Here is an 18,425-nt window from a genome sequence, read left to right on the forward strand (position 1 = left end):
TTTTTTCGGTAAATAGTATTTGCACATTAAAAGTAAAAATCATCTCTATCAAGTAATATTATTCAAAGAAAGTTTGGTTATTTAAACATCAATTTTCAGCTTTTCTTCCATTATTGTCTATTTTTTTGTTTTTTTTGTGTTGAAACTAATATTTATGTTAAAACTAATTTTCACCTTTCTTATCATTTCCTTTACTGTAATGGATAGTTATGGTGCCCTGGGAAAAACATTTGCCGGCGGAAAATCCGCCGGAACCGCTGGTATCAGAACAGTTCAATCAGATGTTTTTTCAGTGTACAACAATCAGGCTGCAATAGGATTTCAGGAAAAAACAGCCTTTGGATTTCATGCTGAACGAAGGTTTATGGTAGAAGGACTAGATAAAATTCAAGGAGCATTTGTATTACCAACTTCATCCGGAGTTTTCGGACTTTCACTTACTTATTTTGGAAATAGTAATTACAATGAAAGAAAAGTCGGCATTGCGTATGGTAGAAAGTTATCTGAAAATTTAACCTTAGGTGGTCAAATCAGTTATTTAGGCCTTAATATTGCTGAATTTGGACAAAGAAATACCTTTACTTTTGAATTAGGTGTTCAATATTTTATAAATCCGGATTTGTTAATTGCCAGTCACATTTATAATCCGCTTAGAATAACACTGGAAGATTTTCAGGAGGAAGTTATTCCTACAGTAATTGGACTCGGTTTAAGGTATGAACCCTTAAAAAATGTGTTTTTAATGGCTGAAACTGAAAAGGATTTAAATCAGGATTTTCGCTTTAGATTTGGCCTTGATTATGCTATGTCTGATTTATTATCAGTACGTTTAGGGCTTTTGACAGATCCTGCATCTCCATCTCTTGGACTGGGTTTTAATGTAAATAATTTACTTATTGATATTTCCTCTTTTTATCATCCGGTTATGGGATTTACACCTCATTTATCTATTGCTTATTATTTTGGAAGTTCTACATCTAAAACAGATTTAACCGATTAAGTCGCTAATAGAATACATCTTATGAAAGTTAAAAATTTACTTTTACTTTTCTTCTTAACTCACATCCTTCTAATTGCCGAAGATGACCCTCCACCACCGGAAGGAGAGTTTGAGATAGAACGTCAACAAGAAGACCGGGCAATCATAGATTTAATAGAATCGATAGTTGAAGAAACTGAAGCCGAGTTTGAATTTGAATCCTATCTGGAAGATTTGGAATTATTGCAACGCAGACCATTGGATTTAAATAGAGCACGTTATGAAGATTTGGCAGCAATTCCTTTTTTAACAGATATACAAATTGCAGCATTATTAAATTATATAGATGAATTTGGGCATTTAGCAAACATTTATGAATTGCAGGTGGTGCCTGAATGGGACCTGAGAACAATTGAAAGTGTACTTCCTTTTGTAAGGGTCAGAGGTGAACTGGATGACTTTCAAATTCCTTTAGGGAGAATGTTGTATGAAGGAGATTATGTGTGGTTTGTAAGATATCAGCAAGTTCTTGAAGAGCAAAGAGGTTATTCACCTCTCCCTGAAGGCAGTACAGCAACCAGATATTTAGGAAGCCCTTACAGACTCTATACACGATTAAGATACACTTTTGGCAACCGAATTTCTTATGGCTTTACAGCGGAAAAAGATCCGGGTGAGGAGTTTTTTAAAGGCACTCAAAAGCAAGGCTTCGATTACTATTCCGGACATTTGTTTTTGCGAGATATAGGCCCTATGGAAGCTATTGCAATTGGTGACTATGAAGTAAGTATTGGACAGGGGCTGGTTATGTGGGGAGGCTTTGCTACCCGAAAAAGCGCTTTTGTTATGAGTATAAAAAAAGATGGCAGAACACTTCGCCCCTACACTTCTGTAAATGAAAACAGATTTCTCCGCGGTGTAGCCGGGACTGTTAATATTACGGATAACTTACAGGCAACAGTTTTTGGATCACACAAACCCGTAGATGCATCTGTGATAACTCAAACAGACACCCTTGACCCGGAAGTATTTCAAGTTGTTGGATTTTCTTCTTTTCAGCAAAGCGGGCTGCATCGTACAGAAACGGAAATGAGAAATCGGAATGCCGTCCAGCAAACTATTTTTGGAGCTAACTTAAGATATCAGCAAAGAACCAGATACATAGGACTTTCTGCTGTCCACCATCAAACAGATACAGATTTTCAGAGAAATACACGACCTTATAACCAATTTGAATATTCTAGCGGTTCACTGACTAATTTCAGCCTTGAGTATAATTATATTTGGCGAAACCTCAACTTCTTTGGAGAAACCGCTATGAGTCAAAATGGTGGTTTTGCAACACTCAACGGACTTATTGCCGGTTTAGGTAATCGGGCAGACTTTTCTTTGCTGCATAGATATTTCACGAAAGATTACCAAAGCCTTTTTGCTAATGCCTTTGCTGAGCAAACCAGACCGGTAAATGAAAACGGCTTATATATGGGGCTGTCTATCAGGCCGGTGAGAAACTGGCGTTTAGATGCTTATGCAGATATTTTCAGACACGATTGGTTGCGTTTTCAAACTGACGCACCTTCCTTTGGCACGGATTATTTAGTTCAGTTAACCTATCGTCCATCCAGAAATATTGAAATTTACGGCAGATATAAAACTAAAAATAAACCAAGAAATGTAAGAGATAATGAAGAAAATATGAATTATATTGATGATCAGATAAGAAGCAATGTTCGTTTTCAGGCATCTTACAAAATCTCTGAATCTTTCACTCTAAGGAATCGGTTTGAAATGTCATTTTTTGATGACAACGTAAGGCCTCAGGAAACCGGTTTTCTGATTTATCAGGATATAAGATATGCAAGTCTCGGTTTTCCGTTGAGAGTTACTGCAAGATTTGCACTTTTTGATACAGAGTCTTTTGACAGTCGAATTTATGCATACGAAAATGATGTTCTTTACGGCTATTCAATCCCCGCTTTTCAAAACAGAGGTACCCGCTATTACTTACTTCTGAGATATACTGTCATCAGAAATGTAGATTTATGGCTGCGTTTTGCCCAGACCTACTATACTAACAGAGAAACAATCGGCTCCGGACTTGAAGAAATTGATGGAAATGTTCGCTCTGAAATTAAAGCACAAGTTAGATTTAGATGGTGATTTTTTCAGTTTTCTAAATACTATAGCTTATTTTTACATCTGATAAACCAATTTATTCCATAATTTTTTTTAAAAAGTTTTATTAATCAGTTACTTATGAAATATTTATTACTTTCTATTTGTTGTTTGTTATTTACATTCAATAAAATTGACGCTCAAAATTACTCTTCGATGTTGCCGGATACAATTAAATGGCATATCGCAAGCTATCAAAATGAAGAGGTGACTACGCAAATTTTCAAAACACCAAAATCAACTGTTTTTATAGATGGAATCATTTATTTTAAAATTGAAAATGAACAAGGAAATGTTATTGGCTTTCTAAGAGAAGATTTAAATGCCGGTAAAACCTGGTTTTTTACTGCAAATTTTGATAATGATGAAGAAATCCTCATAATGGACTTAAGCTTAGATGTAGGAGATGAATTTGAAATTGATAATGCCGGTGGTTTACTTGTAACTACAGTCACAAGTAGAACTGTCATTGATGATAAGATACACATTGAGTTTGATTATTTGCTTTTTTTAGAAGATACAACTATGCCATTAACTTTTATTGAAGGTATTGGTCCCAATGCCGGATTTACTTATATCTCTAATTTTCCCGGTAATACAGTTAATAATAATCTGTTGCTTTGCACTTTCGTTTTGGAAGAAGAAATATACAAAAGTGATTTTGCTAATGAGGATTGTGATTTTGAAATTATTATTCCTGAAGATACCACTTCTGTTGAGTTTTTTTCAATTCAGGAGTCCGGCATTAACGTCTTTCCTAATCCTGCAACTGATTTCTTATACATACAATTTGATGATTTACAGGATAAGTATATGGAAGTAGATGTTGTAGTTTATAATTTAGAAGGTAAAGTTATTTTCAGAGAAAAAGGTATTAATACCAACTCAATTGATTTTACTCATAAAATTGAAACCAACAATTGGTTAAACGGAAGTTATATTTTACAAATCAACACTAAAGATAACAGCTATCTTAAGCAGATTTTAAAAATGTAAACGATTTGACCTTTAAAGATTTTTAAATAAAAAAGCTACCGAAAATTTTCCGGTAGCTTTTTTATTCTTACAATACTGTTTCTTTGGTTAAAACTAATTGTTAACCGTTTTTTTCTTAGACAAGTAAGAAGAAACACCTTCCTGAGAAGCCTGCATTGCATCTTCCCCTTCTTTCCAGTTTGCCGGACAAACTTCCCCTTTTGCTTCAAAAAAGTTCAAAGCATCAACCATTCTGATAGCCTCATCCACACTTCTTCCTAAAGGCATGTCATTCACTACCTGATGTCTTACAGTTCCTGACTTATCAATTAGAAATAAACCTCTGTAAGCAACCGGATTTCCGTTAAATACTGCTTCTCCATTATCATTGTAGTCATAATCTCCGGCTAAAACACCATAGTTCATAGCTATAGTTTTAGATAAATCAGAAACCAATGGATAAGTTACACCCTGAATACCACCTACATCCTGAGGAGTTTGCAACCACTTCCAGTGACTAAAATGAGAATCAACAGAGCAACCGATAACAACCGTATCTCTCTTCTCAAATTCAGCCAGCTTATCTTGAAATCCGATCAACTCAGTCGGGCAAACAAAGGTGAAATCCAATGGATAGAAAAAGAAAACTACATTCTTCTTACCTTCATAATCAGCTAATGAAAAATTTTCTACCATTTCTTCTCCACCTACTACTGCATTTGCATCAAATAAGGGTGCTTTTTTTCCTACTAAACTCATAAATACTTTTTTTGATTGTTAAATATATTTCCGCTATGCGGATTGAAATCGAGCGCAAAAATACAAAAAAAGACTATTTTAAAAAAGTAAAATGACAACAAAAAGACAGCAAAACATCAGTAGTTAGATGTTTTATTAATTTTTATTTTTATGCGATATATTTACATATAAATTTGATTAAAAGAAAGTTTATTTTATATATTTACTTTTATCTATAAAAAATATTGGACTTAAATGTCAGAATCATCATTATATTAAGGCAGCATGAAAATATTTGACTTTGAGCTCAATATCTAATCTTATTTTGTGGAAATGACCCTTTAATAATCTAAATTAACTAATGCTAAGATTCCTTTTCATAATAAATCTTATAGAACTTTCTACCATTTTCATCTTCTCCCTGTTCAATCATATTTCGATTTCCATGGATGTAAATATGAAAGTTCTTATCAAGCTTCAATATGCTTTTAAAAATTCTGGATTGCTTTTTAACTGTTGATGGGGATATTTCAAAGTTATTGTAGAGATTAACCCCTTTTTCATCCTGATATTGGTCTTTAAAACTATTAAAACGTTCTATCACTTCTCCCTGTTCCATTACACTTTCCGCATAAGTATTGAAATCCAGACTCTCATTTTCCTTTAAATAATTAGCGGACTTACTTAATAAATCCATTTGATCCGGTTTGGAAACTTCAAATTTATCCGGTAAATCCAGAGTAATAAAATCCTTGCATAAATTCATAAAATTCCTCGTTGTATAATGATTGTCTTCATTTTCCTTAACCTGAAGAAATTCATCCATCCAATATTTTGCCTCTGACCTTTTATTAGTGTTATCCACTACTGACAGTATGTAACCATTTTCCTCATTCGTTTTATAAATCAAACAGCCTTTATCTAATCTGGATATGTCTATCCCCTTTTCATGCGCCAAATCTATTTTATTATTGTTTTGCAATACTTTTAAAAAACTATGCCTTGACTCTGATTTAAAAAGTCCGATTGCATCAACCTCCTCTTCATTCACCTGACATTTTTTGAAATAACCCACATAAAGTTCACCGGATTTTACATTGGGGTGCACAGAACGTTCATAAAGTAGTTTGGCTAAGTTAGCCGAATGTTCCAACAATGAATCAGGATTTTTAAAAATTTCTTTGCTGTAATAAAAAACTTCATTTAACGCGATATCCGTTTCATGATGAAAAGTAAAAAAAAGATCTTCCTTCATAGAAGAAAAAAAATACTTTGCAACTGCATCTTTCAATTCTAAATCTCTGATATTTAATAACTCATCAGAGATTAACAAATCTTCTTCCCTATTTTTATTACCCACTTTATGGATAGCCAAAGCATCAATTTCAGCATCTGAAAGAAACAACATGTACAATTATTTTAGATTAAAAACCGAAGTTAAAAAATCCCGGCCGAAACTCTATCAAAATAAATAAGTAAAAGCTGCATGCAGATTAATAGTATTGGAAAGTCTGTTCGGATCATTTTTCTGATACAAAGGATATTTCAAGCCGATACTGACGCCTTTATTCAAATAATAAACACTTCCGGATATGCCGGCATTCAGCAGGTAAAAACCATTATCATTTTCATAAACATATTCATCCATATAATCCTTACCAAAAACATTTAATAAAAATCCGACTTCAGGTGTAAAAACTAAGTCATTTCTAAAAAACTGATGAAAAAAGACATTTTTTAATGAAAAAGAATTGCCGGGTTTAAAATACATACTGTTTTTACTAAAAAATCTATATTGAAGTGATGCAAGCATACCGGCATTATTGTGTTTTAGCATATAGTCCGTATGAAAACCAAATCCCCAACTGCCATAACCGGCCTGCATTCTGGGTTCAGCATAACCTTCTGAATTCAACTGAGTATGACTGCCAAAAGGAAACTGTATTCCTGCACCTAAAATAAGTTCATGTGTAAGCGTGTTAATTTGATCTTCTCTTTCAATAAAATTATTAAAAGTAAAAACATATTTACCATACAAATAAGGATCTGAAAATCCATAAATTATATCTCTGCCATGATATAAGCTTTCATGGACTATGGTTGAATAGGGAATCTCTATACCTACTAATAAATTAGGTAAAACATAATAACCTGAATGTAAATTCATGTTCACCCTTTGTTCATTGTGCTCAGCTAAATTATCAGAAGCAGTCTTAAACTTACTGTACAAAACATTCATCGATAGAAAATTGGTATTTGACTCCGGCAATATTCCATTTACAGAAGAAACCGGTCTGCAACCACAAGGCCCACATGCTGACACCTTATTATCGGACAAAAGAATCCATAGGAATACTATACAAAAAAAGTATTTTTTATACATTTTGTTAAAAATTAAAAAGAATTAAACTTTAAAATAAAAACTAAATAAGAATATTCCCGGCAGTCTAACTATTACACAGTAATAATAAACTGCCGGGATTTAATTTTCTTAATGAGACCCGAAGATTTCCGGAATTCTGTCGGCAATTTTTTCTGCCAGCTCAGGATTATTCATTGTCATTGTAGAATTCTCTACCTGTAAGTCCAGATGCGATAATAAATGTCTTAAATTCACATCAAGGTGAAGTGTTCTTGGGATAGATGTGTGCACTATAAAATTCTCATGCATATGCACCTGACGCAGTAAATTATCTGTACCTAAATGGATGGTTAAACTCTCCATTTGAGATCCGTCTTTCGCTTCTGATACATCAACCTGCCCATCTATTCTAACAAATATATAACCTGTATTCCAGCTCCAATGCATGGAAGGCGAATGAAATCCTAAAGGGTGTCCTTCTTCATATTCTGACGGATCTTTTGCATCTGCTCCTTCATCAGTATTCTTATTTGCAGGAACACCTACTACAAAAGAATAACCGGAATAATTACCCGGCTCTACTTTCTGCCCTTTATAATTCATTTCATCATGAGTTACCAAAAGGTAGGTGTCATCCAAGATTACATCTTCACCACCTTCTCTGTGAAGGGTAAATTCAGATAAATAATAAGCTACATGATCAAAAACAATTTTTCTGTCGTCAATAAAATAGTCATGATTGATTTTAAGCTCCTGATGTCCGAAATTAGTATGAATGTGAAAATTAACTTCTTGTAATTCATCTTTCTCGTCCTCATCCTTATCACATGCCGTTAAAATAAATAACAAAGGCATTAGCATAAAGACTATTTTTAATATATTTTTATAGTTCATTTTTTTAGATTTTAAATGGATAAATTGCATACTCATTCGCTTTAGTCTGCAAATTAGTAATGCGCTGATTAATTGAAAAAATTTGAATAATGCTGTGAATACGCTTTTAGGAAATTTCTTTGGGTGGTGGGAGTTGAATACTTATGTTAACAGCATAATCCTTCTGAGAATAAACCGGAAGTAATACATCCAATTCAGTTGAATAAAATGTAAAGTTCTTAGTTACTTCACTAAAAAATAAAAAATTAATTTTAGGAGATTGCAATGATTCATCTGAGGTAGTTTTCTCAACCTGTTCTTTTAAATAACACAAACCATCGCATACAAAATCATCTTGTTGCTGATTTTTACATAAATTGACAATAATATATTCTTTATTTATTTCGTAAGCCGATCCTATTAATACAACATGGATATTGCCTGCCAAAAAAGACAGGAAAATTATCGAGAGAGTAATATTTTTCCAAGTTGAAAGTCGCATTTATTAAATACGTATTTTACTTAACGAAAACTACTTTAGAATTGCCATAATCTATAATTGCATTAAATTGCTTAAGCAAATCACTGCCAATAATACCTTGAATTGTAGGTTGCTTAATCCTTTGATATGATTGGTTTACATGACTTAAATCTAAAACTGCTGTTCTCATATTTGGCAATGGCATATTTTGAAGAGAAAAATCTTCAATTTCAGCATATTGACTTTTAATATTAGACGCTCCTAAGCCACCTGTTATATCGTCGCTTGATTCTACAATTACTTCGGGCAGAAACTCCTCCAGAAAGCTTTTATCTAAAACTGTTTTTGAAGCGCCTGTGTCCAAAAGCAGCCTGACAGGTTTATTTTGGATTACTCCTTCAAAAAAAAGATGATAACTTTCTTTTTCAAGCTCTGTAATGATTAGAGGGATTTCTATATTATTCATAAAAATTAAAAAATAAGGTGAGTGCTATGCACACTCACCATTATTAACCTATAATTTAGGATACAAGTTCCATTTTATCAAGTACGCTCATAACTTCCTTCACTGACTCTGCAGAGGCATTTAAAAGTTCCATTTCTTCATTGTTAAGCTTTAACTCTATAATCTCTTCAATTCCTTTTTTACCTAATTTAACCGGTACTCCCAGATAAATGTCACTTAATCCATACTCACCTTGTAACCATGTGCAGCAAGGGAAAATTCTTTTTTCATCTTTCAATATTGCTTCAACCATCTGAGCCGCAGCCGCTCCGGGAGCATACCATGCTGAAGTACCCATTAAATTTACAATTTCGCCTCCACCTTTTTTGGTTCTTTCGATGATTGCATTTAGCTTATCAGCATCAATTAACTCATCTACAGGTATACCACTTACAGTTGTATATCTTGGAAGTGGTACCATAGTATCACCATGTCCGCCCATTAAAACTGCTTGTATATCTTTAGGAGAACAAGCTAACTCATCAGCCAAAAAGGCTTTATAACGAGCCGTATCTAATATACCGGCCATTCCAAAAACTTTTTTAGAATCAATTTTGGCTGATAAATACGCACAATATGTCATTACATCCAGTGGATTGGAAACAACAATTATTATAGTTTCAGGGCTATATTTAATGGCGTTTTCAGTAACAGTTTTTACAATATTTGCATTTGTAGAAATCAAATCATCACGACTCATACCCGGTTTCCTTGGTAAACCACTGGTTATGACAACAACGTCTGAATTTGCTGTCTTTTCATAATCATTTGTAACTCCTGTTAACTTGGTGCCATACATGTTAATAGGCGCTGTCTGCCACATATCTAATGACTTACCTTCAGCTACGCCTTCTTTAATATCTAATACAATTACTTCTTTAACATAGTCTCCTTGTGCAATTACGTTGGCGCAAGTGGATCCAACATTACCTGCTCCGATTACTGTAACTTTCATAAAAATTTAATTTTTTATTATTTTATTTGATGTTTCGGGAACAAATTTAAGATAATTATTCGTTAAAAGAGATGATAAATCGATAATTGTAATTGAAAATATTAACTATTTTCAAGGAAAAACTCAAGCTAAACCTAATCAGCTTTTACTTCTTTTAGTATATTCGCTTTTCTTTTTTTATGAATTTATACACACAATGTACAAAATTTTATTTTTAACTTTCTCTCTCAGTATTTTATTTTTAACCGCAAAACCTTTTGAGCCATGTGCTACAGAGTTTCCAGAAGAAATGACAAAATGGCTAAAGGAGCATGTAAAAAACAACACAAATCCTGTTTTCAGAAGAAGTGCTGAACCTTACTACATTCCTGTAAAAGTACATATAGTCGGTAACGATATAGGTGGAGGCTACTACCGAACCTCAAATTTGTTAAATGCTTTTTGTAATTTGAATCAGCAATTTGAGGAAACCGGTTTCCTTTTTTACATTTATGAGGATATAAATTACATTAACAACACCTCTTTGTATGAACACACCAGTTTTTGGGGACCTCATACTTTTGTGATTCAAAACAACATTGTATCTAATGTTGCAAATATGTTTTTTGTGAATAATCCCGCAGGTGCCTGTGGATATTATGCCGGTTCTATAGATTTTATTGCCATAAACAATAGTTGCGCAGGCTCCGGTAACTCAACCATAGCCCATGAGTTTGGGCATTATTTTTCTCTTCCACATACCTTTTTCGGCTGGGAAGGTGGAAATACCCCCGGCAATCCGGAAAGAGTAGATGGTAGTAACTGTGCTACTTCAGCAGACTTCTTTTGTGACACACCGGCAGACTATATTGCGACAAGATGGAATTGTCCGTATACAGGAAGCCTTACAGATCCTACAGGAACACCTATAAATCCGGACGCAGCCAACTTTATGTCTTATTCATTTGATGCTTGTCAGGAATATTTTAGTAATGAACAGATGCATGCTATGAACACATACCTGCTCAATCAGCGTTCGAACTTACTCAATCATGCCCCACCCTCAATTGATTCACTTGAGAAAACAACTATTATTGAACCTGCTGACGGACAAACGAACTTATTTCCCAACTTCACTCAATTCAGATGGAACTCTGTCGAAGGAGCAACTCATTATCATGTGCTCATCAGCAGATATATTAATCCGAATATCTCGAACATAGACACAGTAATAACTGATACTACTTTCATTGTTACAAATCTTGACCCTAATATTAATACTTACAGATGGAGTGTAAGGCCATATAATAGTGCATATACTTGTACACCACCAACAGATGTAAGTTTCTTTTCAACCGGGAATATTTCAGTATTACAACCTGAAGTTACTGTTAACAAACCCTCTTGTTTTGATAATACTGACGGGTCTATTGTCTTAAATATTAACGGTGGGACACCACCATACACCTATAACTGGAGTAATAATTCAACCGGACCCACTGCATCTAATGTTAGTGCCGGAACTTATTCTGTAACTATCAGTGATGTTCAGGGAAATGATATAAACTTTAATGTTGATGTTTCTCAACCTCAGCCGGTAGAAATAGACTTTGTACAACAAGGAAATCAGCTAAACTTAAGCGTTAGCGGAGGTACTCCACCATATAGCTACAACTGGAATACCGGTAGTTCTGATTCATTTGTCGGAAATATTGAACCCGGCTTTAATTATCAGGTTGAAGTAACAGATTCAAGGGGATGTACCGGTTTTAATTCAACGGTCATTTCAAGTTTGCAAGAAACGAATAAACTTGAAAATAACATCAAAATTTATCCTAACCCTTTGTTTAACAACACTGATTTAACTGTAAAAATTAATTCTGAATCCTCAGGTGAATTATTGGTTACTGTTTTTGATAACTTAGGCAGAACAATTTATAACAATATGGAGTTTGTTCAAAACGGGATGCAACATATTCAAATTCCTTTTACCAAACTTTCCGTTTCAAATGGTTTGTATCTGATTCGTTTTCATAAAGATGGGAACGAAGTTACCCGAAAAGTACAGATTTTATAAACTGACTAAAACATCAGAAACTGTAAAGATACTGCCGGTAACAAAGATACAATCATTGTTACCGGCTTTATTTACAGCTGACAAATAAGCTTCATTTACCGTTGAGTGAATTGAAAATTCTCTTTTAGAATCAACAAAAAATCCGGCTAAAACATTTACATCCATTCCTCTTATTACGGAAGGCTTAGAAATATAATATGCAGCATTTATCGGCAAGTACTTTAGAAATTTTTCGGGATTTTTATCACTTACAAACCCTATGATAATGTGTAAATTCTCATATTTAATAGCTTTTATATCATTGATGACAGACTTAATTGCTTCTTCATTATGAGCTCCATCTAAAACAATAGTTGGGTTTTGAGCTATAAAGTGTAGTCTTCCCCACATGGATGTCAATTCTCTGGTATTCTCCAGTCCATTTTTAATGCTGCTAACATCTAAATTAAACTTATTTTTCAGAATTTTGATAGCAGTTAAAACCGTATGAATATTTTCTTGCTGAAAAGCTCCCTTTAAAGATGGATTTACCTCATCTATCAAAAAGTCTTCGCCTAAATCATAATCAAAGGTACCATTAGAAGAACTTTTTATCTGATGCGATTGAACTGTTTGATAAACCGGAGCATTCCTAGACAGTGCAATATTTTTAATAACCTGTAACGCACTGTCATTCATTGCACCACAAACTACAGCTGTATTTTCTTTTATAATGCCTGCTTTTTCAGCTGCAATCAGTTCAAGTGTATCACCTAAAAAGGCTGTGTGATCCAAACCGATATTTGTAATAATTGTTAATTCGGGTAAAATTACGTTAGTAGAGTCAAGCCTTCCTCCCATTCCGGTTTCAATTATATTGATATCAGTTTGTTCATTTCTGAAATAATCAAAAGCCATTGCGACAGTAAGTTCAAAAAAAGAAGGCTGCATTTCCTTTACCTGACTTCTAACTTTATCTAAAAAAGTATTTACAAAACTTTTGGAGACCATCTCCCCATTTACTTTTATTCTTTCCCTGAACTCTGTATAATGCGGACTGGTGTATAATCCTGTTTTGTAACCGGCTGATTGAAAAATAGCTGCCAGCATATGCGCTACAGAACCTTTACCATTTGTACCGGCTATATGTATAGTCTTAATCTTCTTTTGAGGATTATCAAGGATTTCGCAGAGGCTATAAGTATTATCTAAATTAGCTTTAAAAGCGACTTTCCCAACATTTTGAAACATGGGAAGCTGGTTATATAAAAAATCCAGATTTTGCTTATATAAGCTTTCGATAGAATTAATTGAGTCGGAAGTCAATTCTAAGGGTTCCTCTTTGTTCATCCGGTGCATTTGGATCGGGGTTAAAAGTAACTTGATATGCAGCATCAATAGCCAGTCTGATTAACTGTGGATTGGTTGTGGTAGTTCCTCTCTGCGAGCGAGTTGCACTAATTACTTTACCTTGCCTGTCAACTACTATATTTATAGTTACCTGCCCACCTTCCCTGGAACGAGCTGTTAAATTGGGTGTTTCGCCAAGCGATCTGTTACCTAAGCTATAAGAAAAGCCATCTCCACCATCTATAAACTGTATTCCCTGATCACCACTTCCTCTGTCAGCTTGAGCATCGGCTCTGTCTCCACCTTCACGTGGATTTTGACCATTAGGGTCTGTAGCATCCGGGCTTCCCCAATTTAAACGAGTGGGGTCAAATGCTAATTCAGGATCCGGCTCAGGCTCAGGAGTAGTTTCTACAACTTCTTCTTCTTCAGGAGTTTCTTCTTCATCAGGCTGCATAGCTATTGTTTCAGTATGATCCTGAGTAGCAACTTCTGTTTCTACAGGTTGCACAGCTTCCGTTTGACTTTCTGTGGCTTCCGGCTGTGCATCATCTACTGTTTCCTGAGGTGGTCTTTCACCCTGACGTTCAGGTGGTGCCTCAGAAGCACTTTCAGGCATACTCCCGAAATTTATATAAACTCCTTCTTCCGGTGGCGGCGGATATGGATAATTCCATCCTGCAAATAGTAAAACTATAAACAAAAAAGCATGAAACAGCACTGTAGATACCAAACCTCTTTTGCGGTTTTTATCTTCAATCAGCTGCCAGTTTTTGTTTTCTTTTATCATAATATCAGCTTAAACTCTATTAGTTAGGTTGTGTAGCCAAAATCATATCAACTTTGAGTTTATTCGCTATATCCATAACTTTTACTACATATTCTATTGGTACGCTTTTTTCTGCATTTAAAACAACTGTAGGCTCTTCAATGCCTCTTAGCTCATTTAATAACTCTTCTTCCAGATTATCTGCCATAATTTGACGGGTTCCTATATAATAATCGATATTTTCAGTTATAGAAACAGAAACTGTAGTTTTAGCCATAGTCTGGCTTTTAGAGCTGGGCAAAAGCAGCTTTAACGCATTGGGACTTACAAGAGTGGATGTAAGCATAAAGAAAATCAACAATAAAAATATGATGTCCGTCAAAGACGACATATTGAAAGTTGCATTAGCTCTATTTCTACTTTTAAGTGCCATATATTAAGCAGGTTCCTGAAGTAAATCAATAAATTCCACAGAAGTAGCTTCCATTCTGTGAATTACCTTATCTATCATTGTAATTAGACTATTATATGCTATAAAGGCAATAATTCCAACGGCCAAACCGACAGCAGTTGTTATCAAAGCTTCATAAATACCTCCGGCCAATAGTCCTACATCTATGTTTGCTCCTTCACTTGCCAAATTAAAGAAAGCCCGAATCATACCTACAACTGTTCCTAAGAAACCAAGCATTGGAGCTGCTCCCGCAATGGTTGCCAATACACTGAGCCCTCTCTCCAATTTATAAATCTCCAGTTTCCCAATATTCTCAATCGCTACTTCAATATTCTTTAACGGTTTTCCTATACGAATTATTCCTTTTTCTATCATTCTGGCAACCGGAGTTGGTGTATTTCTGCACAATTCCAAAGCAGACTCTATATTACCATTAACTACATAATCTTTAATTTTAGACATAAAATCTGCTTCAATATTAGACGCCTTTTTAATAGTCAAATAGCGTTCAATAAAAATATAAACAGCTATAATGGAAAGAATCAGAATGGGTATTAACAGTAACCCACCTTTAAATAATAATGACAGTAAAGACATAGTTTCTTCACCTTGTGTCTCCTCTACAATTTGCAAGAGTATTAAATCCATACTTTTTTTTAATTAAGTTTCTTTAACGTAAATAAATCTATTCCTATTTTGTTGCTGCAAATATAGCCAATATATATTCTGTTACATAATATTGATCAAAAACAATACCGGAAGATTTAACTCCATTTTAATTCATGCTTTTGACATAAAATTATCTAAAAATCAATGCATGTTAAATAATTAAAAACTATACGAAAAGTCATACTTTTTTCTTTCAATACCTCTCCTTTTCAAACTACTCTTTTTAAATTTTATGGATTTAATGAGCTAATAAAAATAGCTCAAACAAAATTTGTAATCAGATTTACTTTTATTTTTTTATTGATTTTTTTAGTCCAAACGCTATTCATAGGAACCTTTATTCATATCTTTGCATTTAGATATTTAAATACATGAACTATGTCAGAGATTTTAACAAAACGAATAGAAGAAAAAAAACTATTTCAATGCGCCAGTATGTTGAAGGCCATTGCACATCCATCCAGAATGGCTATTGTAGACTTATTGGGTAAGAAAAAAGAACTTATAGTAACAGACATTTACCGTTTACTAGAAATGGAGCAAGCTGCCGTTTCACATCATCTTGGTATATTGAAAAGCAATGGGTTGCTTGAGTTTAGAAAGGATGGGAAAAACACTTACTATTCTTTAGCAAAAATTGAGGTTTTACAAATTATTCAATGCATAGAAAAGTGTGCCATCTAATTTCTAACAAAAAAATAGAATTATATAATGAGTAAATTTACAGAGTTAATAAACGGAGAAATCCCCGTATTAGCAGATTTTCATGCTGAATGGTGTGGACCCTGTAAAATGATGATGCCAACCATCAATGAAATAGCAACGCATTTTAAGGGTAAACTAAAAGTGATAAAAATTGATGTTGATAAAAATGAAAGTGCCACTAAAAAGTATCAGATAATGGGAGTTCCTACATTAATTTTATTTAAAAATGGACGGATTGCATGGAAACAGTCAGGGGTATTAAGTTTTTCAGATTTAAAAAAGATTATAGACAGTCATTTATAAATGTTTAAAAAAAAGTACAATAAAAAAAGTCCGGTAAATTTTACCGGACTTTTTTATTTGAGACAATTAACAATTAACCAATTACTTTTTATCTTTATCCTTATCGTTTACCTCTTCGTAATCAACATCTGTCACATCATCATCTTCGTTTTGCTTATTCCCTTCACCGTTTTGTTGTTGATCAGGATTTGGTTGCTGACTTCCTCCCTGCTCTTTATAAATATGCTGGGAAGCTTCCTGCCATGCACTGTTCAAAGCTTCAATAGCTGAATCCAGCTCTTCCATATTTTGTGCTTTATGCACTTCTTTTAGCTTATTATGAGCTTCCTCAATTTTTGTTTTGTTTTCCGCAGGTAGTTTATCTGCAAATTCAGTCAGCTGCTTTTCGGTCTGGAAGATTAATGAATCAGCTGTATTAAGTTTTTCTATCTTCTCTTTTGCTTTCTTATCACTATCTTCATTAGCCTTTGCTTCCTGCTTCATTTTTTCTACCTCATCTTTCGACAATCCGGTAGAAGCTTCAATTCTAATAGATTGCTCTTTAGCGGTACCTTTATCTTTAGCTTTAACACTCAATATACCATTTGCATCTATATCAAAAGTCACTTCAATTTGCGGAACTCCTCTTGGTGCAGGCGGTATTCCATCCAGATGGAACCTGCCAATACTTCTGTTATCTGAAGACATTGGGCGTTCTCCCTGTAATACGTGTATTTCAACTGAACCCTGATTGTCAGCAGCTGTTGTAAACACCTGAGTTTCGCGTTTCGGTATAGTTGCATTAGACTCTATAAGTTTAGTCATTACACCACCCATAGTTTCAATACCAAGGGAAAGCGGAGTAACATCAACTAAAACGATTTCATCGTCAATATCCCCACTTAAAATTCCACCTTGTATAGCTGCTCCAATGGCTACTACTTCATCCGGATTTACTCCTTTAGATGGCTTTTTACCAAAGAATTTTTCTACTACTTCCTGAATTTTTGGTATTCTGGTTGAACCACCTACTAAGACCACTTCATCTATATCTGAAGACTGCATTCCGGCATCTTTTAATGCTTTTTTACACGGCTCAAGCGTACGTTGTATCAATTCATCTGCCAATTGCTCAAATTTAGACCTGCTGAGTTTTTTCACTAAGTGTTTAGGAACTCCATCTATAGCAGTTATATAAGGTAAATTGACTTCTGATTCTGAGGAACCTGAAAGTTCAATTTTTGCTTTTTCAGCTGCATCTTTTAGTCGCTGAAGTGCCATAGGGTCTTTCTTCAAATCTACATTTTCTTCTTTTTTAAATTCATCGGCTAACCAATCGATAATTATCTGATCAAAATCATCGCCACCCAGATGGGTATCACCATTTGTAGATTTTACTTCAAAAACACCATCACCGAGTTCCAGTATAGAAATATCAAACGTACCTCCACCTAGGTCAAAAACTGCAATAGTCATATCTTTGTTTCTCTTATCCAGACCATATGACAAAGCTGCAGCTGTTGGCTCATTTAAAATTCTCTTAACAGTTAGACCTGCAATTTCACCGGCTTCTTTAGTTGCCTGACGCTGTGAATCATTAAAGTAAGCAGGAACTGTAACAACAGCTTCTTTTACTTCATGACCTAAATAGTCTTCAGCTACTTTTTTCATTTTTTGCAAAACCATAGCTGAAATTTCTTGTGGAGTATACATTCTGCCATTTATATCAACACGAATGGTGTCGTTTTCCCCTTTCACAACTTTGTAAGAAGCACGCTCTGCATCATTACCGATTTCAGAAAAACGATTTCCCATAAATCGCTTTATCGACATAATTGTGTTTGCCGGATTCGTAATCGCCTGTCTTTTTGCAGAATCTCCAATTTTTCTTTCTCCGTTTTCTAAAAACGCAACTATAGAAGGAGTCGTTCTTCTGCCTTCTTCATTTGATATTACAACCGGCTCATTACCTTCCATTACAGAAACGCATGAATTTGTTGTACCTAAATCAATTCCAATTATTTTTCCCATTTTATTTTTTTTCTTTTGGGAGTTCAATAGTTGTGCCAATAGACTTTTTATTTCTATTTGCTGTAATTTTGTCACAATTACAGTCAA

Annotated in this window: 18 protein-coding genes; 6 read left to right on the forward strand and 12 right to left on the reverse strand. The window is 34.2% G+C overall.

Annotation, left to right across the window (positions count from 1 at the left end; all coding sequences use genetic code 11):
• Positions 1-154: 154 nt before the first annotated feature.
• The 3 genes from EA412_12215 (at position 155) to EA412_12225 (ending at position 4,150) form a co-directional block, all read left to right on the forward strand.
• Positions 155-1,000 (forward strand): hypothetical protein, encoded by an 846-nt coding sequence (locus tag EA412_12215; protein TVR77046.1) that lies wholly within the window; start codon positions 155-157, stop codon positions 998-1,000.
• A gap of 21 nt (positions 1,001-1,021) precedes the next feature.
• Positions 1,022-3,139 carry a helix-hairpin-helix domain-containing protein gene (locus tag EA412_12220; GenBank protein TVR77047.1) on the forward strand — a complete coding sequence of 706 codons (2,118 nt, stop codon included), beginning with the start codon at positions 1,022-1,024 and terminating at the stop codon, positions 3,137-3,139.
• 96 nt (positions 3,140-3,235) lie between these two features.
• Positions 3,236-4,150: a T9SS C-terminal target domain-containing protein gene (locus EA412_12225; protein ID TVR77048.1), complete on the forward strand. Its 915-nt coding sequence runs from the start codon at positions 3,236-3,238 to the stop codon at positions 4,148-4,150.
• A gap of 93 nt (positions 4,151-4,243) precedes the next feature.
• On the opposite strand, the gene EA412_12230 is transcribed toward EA412_12225, so the two are convergent.
• From EA412_12230 to mdh, 7 genes are all read right to left on the reverse strand, one after another.
• Positions 4,244-4,888: a peroxiredoxin gene (locus EA412_12230; protein ID TVR77049.1), complete on the reverse strand. Its 645-nt coding sequence runs from the start codon at positions 4,886-4,888 to the stop codon at positions 4,244-4,246.
• Positions 4,889-5,231: 343 nt separating this feature from the next.
• Positions 5,232-6,275: a nucleoid-associated protein gene (locus tag EA412_12235; GenBank protein TVR77050.1), complete on the reverse strand. Its 1,044-nt coding sequence runs from the start codon at positions 6,273-6,275 to the stop codon at positions 5,232-5,234.
• A 54-nt stretch (positions 6,276-6,329) separates the two neighbouring features.
• Positions 6,330-7,205 (reverse strand): hypothetical protein, encoded by an 876-nt coding sequence (locus tag EA412_12240; protein TVR77051.1) that lies wholly within the window; start codon positions 7,203-7,205, stop codon positions 6,330-6,332.
• Between the two features lie 153 nt (positions 7,206-7,358).
• The gene (locus EA412_12245; GenBank protein ID TVR77052.1) at positions 7,359-8,153 is read right to left on the reverse strand and encodes a hypothetical protein; all 795 of its coding nucleotides are present in this window, start codon (positions 8,151-8,153) and stop codon (positions 7,359-7,361) included.
• Between the two features lie 76 nt (positions 8,154-8,229).
• Positions 8,230-8,604, reverse strand: coding sequence for a hypothetical protein (locus EA412_12250; GenBank protein TVR77053.1), 375 nt, complete (start codon positions 8,602-8,604; stop codon positions 8,230-8,232).
• Between the two features lie 16 nt (positions 8,605-8,620).
• Positions 8,621-9,049, reverse strand: coding sequence for a clan AA aspartic protease (locus tag EA412_12255; protein ID TVR77054.1), 429 nt, complete (start codon positions 9,047-9,049; stop codon positions 8,621-8,623).
• Between the two features lie 55 nt (positions 9,050-9,104).
• Positions 9,105-10,043, reverse strand: coding sequence for a malate dehydrogenase (mdh, locus tag EA412_12260; GenBank protein TVR77055.1), 939 nt, complete (start codon positions 10,041-10,043; stop codon positions 9,105-9,107).
• A 196-nt stretch (positions 10,044-10,239) separates the two neighbouring features.
• Here mdh and EA412_12265 point away from each other — a divergent pair, with 196 nt between their 5' ends.
• Positions 10,240-12,099, forward strand: coding sequence for a T9SS C-terminal target domain-containing protein (locus EA412_12265; GenBank protein TVR77056.1), 1,860 nt, complete (start codon positions 10,240-10,242; stop codon positions 12,097-12,099).
• Here EA412_12265 and EA412_12270 read toward each other — a convergent pair.
• From EA412_12270 to EA412_12285, 4 genes are read right to left on the reverse strand one after another with little or no spacing between them, the layout of a single operon-like run.
• The gene (locus tag EA412_12270; GenBank protein TVR77057.1) at positions 12,094-13,473 is read right to left on the reverse strand and encodes a bifunctional folylpolyglutamate synthase/dihydrofolate synthase; all 1,380 of its coding nucleotides are present in this window, start codon (positions 13,471-13,473) and stop codon (positions 12,094-12,096) included. The two genes, EA412_12265 and EA412_12270, sit on opposite strands and share 6 nt — an antisense overlap.
• Positions 13,385-14,218, reverse strand: coding sequence for a TonB family protein (locus EA412_12275; protein ID TVR77058.1), 834 nt, complete (start codon positions 14,216-14,218; stop codon positions 13,385-13,387). The genes EA412_12270 and EA412_12275 overlap by 89 nt, the downstream gene beginning before the upstream one ends.
• Before the next feature lie 19 nt (positions 14,219-14,237).
• Positions 14,238-14,630, reverse strand: a complete 393-nt coding sequence (locus EA412_12280) for a biopolymer transporter ExbD (GenBank protein TVR77059.1) — start codon at positions 14,628-14,630, stop codon at positions 14,238-14,240.
• Between the two features lie 3 nt (positions 14,631-14,633).
• Positions 14,634-15,299 carry a MotA/TolQ/ExbB proton channel family protein gene (locus EA412_12285; protein ID TVR77060.1) on the reverse strand — a complete coding sequence of 222 codons (666 nt, stop codon included), beginning with the start codon at positions 15,297-15,299 and terminating at the stop codon, positions 14,634-14,636.
• Positions 15,300-15,698: 399 nt separating this feature from the next.
• Here EA412_12285 and EA412_12290 point away from each other — a divergent pair, with 399 nt between their 5' ends.
• Together EA412_12290 and trxA are read left to right on the forward strand one after the other, a co-directional pair.
• The gene (locus tag EA412_12290) at positions 15,699-16,004 is read left to right on the forward strand and encodes an ArsR family transcriptional regulator (protein TVR77061.1); all 306 of its coding nucleotides are present in this window, start codon (positions 15,699-15,701) and stop codon (positions 16,002-16,004) included.
• Positions 16,005-16,031: 27 nt separating this feature from the next.
• Positions 16,032-16,328: a thioredoxin gene (gene trxA / locus EA412_12295; GenBank protein TVR77062.1), complete on the forward strand. Its 297-nt coding sequence runs from the start codon at positions 16,032-16,034 to the stop codon at positions 16,326-16,328.
• A gap of 81 nt (positions 16,329-16,409) precedes the next feature.
• Here trxA and dnaK read toward each other — a convergent pair whose 3' ends face one another.
• On the reverse strand, positions 16,410-18,338 hold the full coding sequence (gene dnaK, locus EA412_12300) for a molecular chaperone DnaK (GenBank protein TVR77063.1): 1,929 nt from the start codon (positions 18,336-18,338) through the stop codon (positions 16,410-16,412).
• Positions 18,339-18,425 lie beyond the last annotated feature (87 nt).

It is taken from the genome of Chitinophagaceae bacterium (assembly GCA_007695095.1).
Taxonomy (GTDB): domain Bacteria; phylum Bacteroidota; class Bacteroidia; order Chitinophagales; family REEL01; genus REEL01.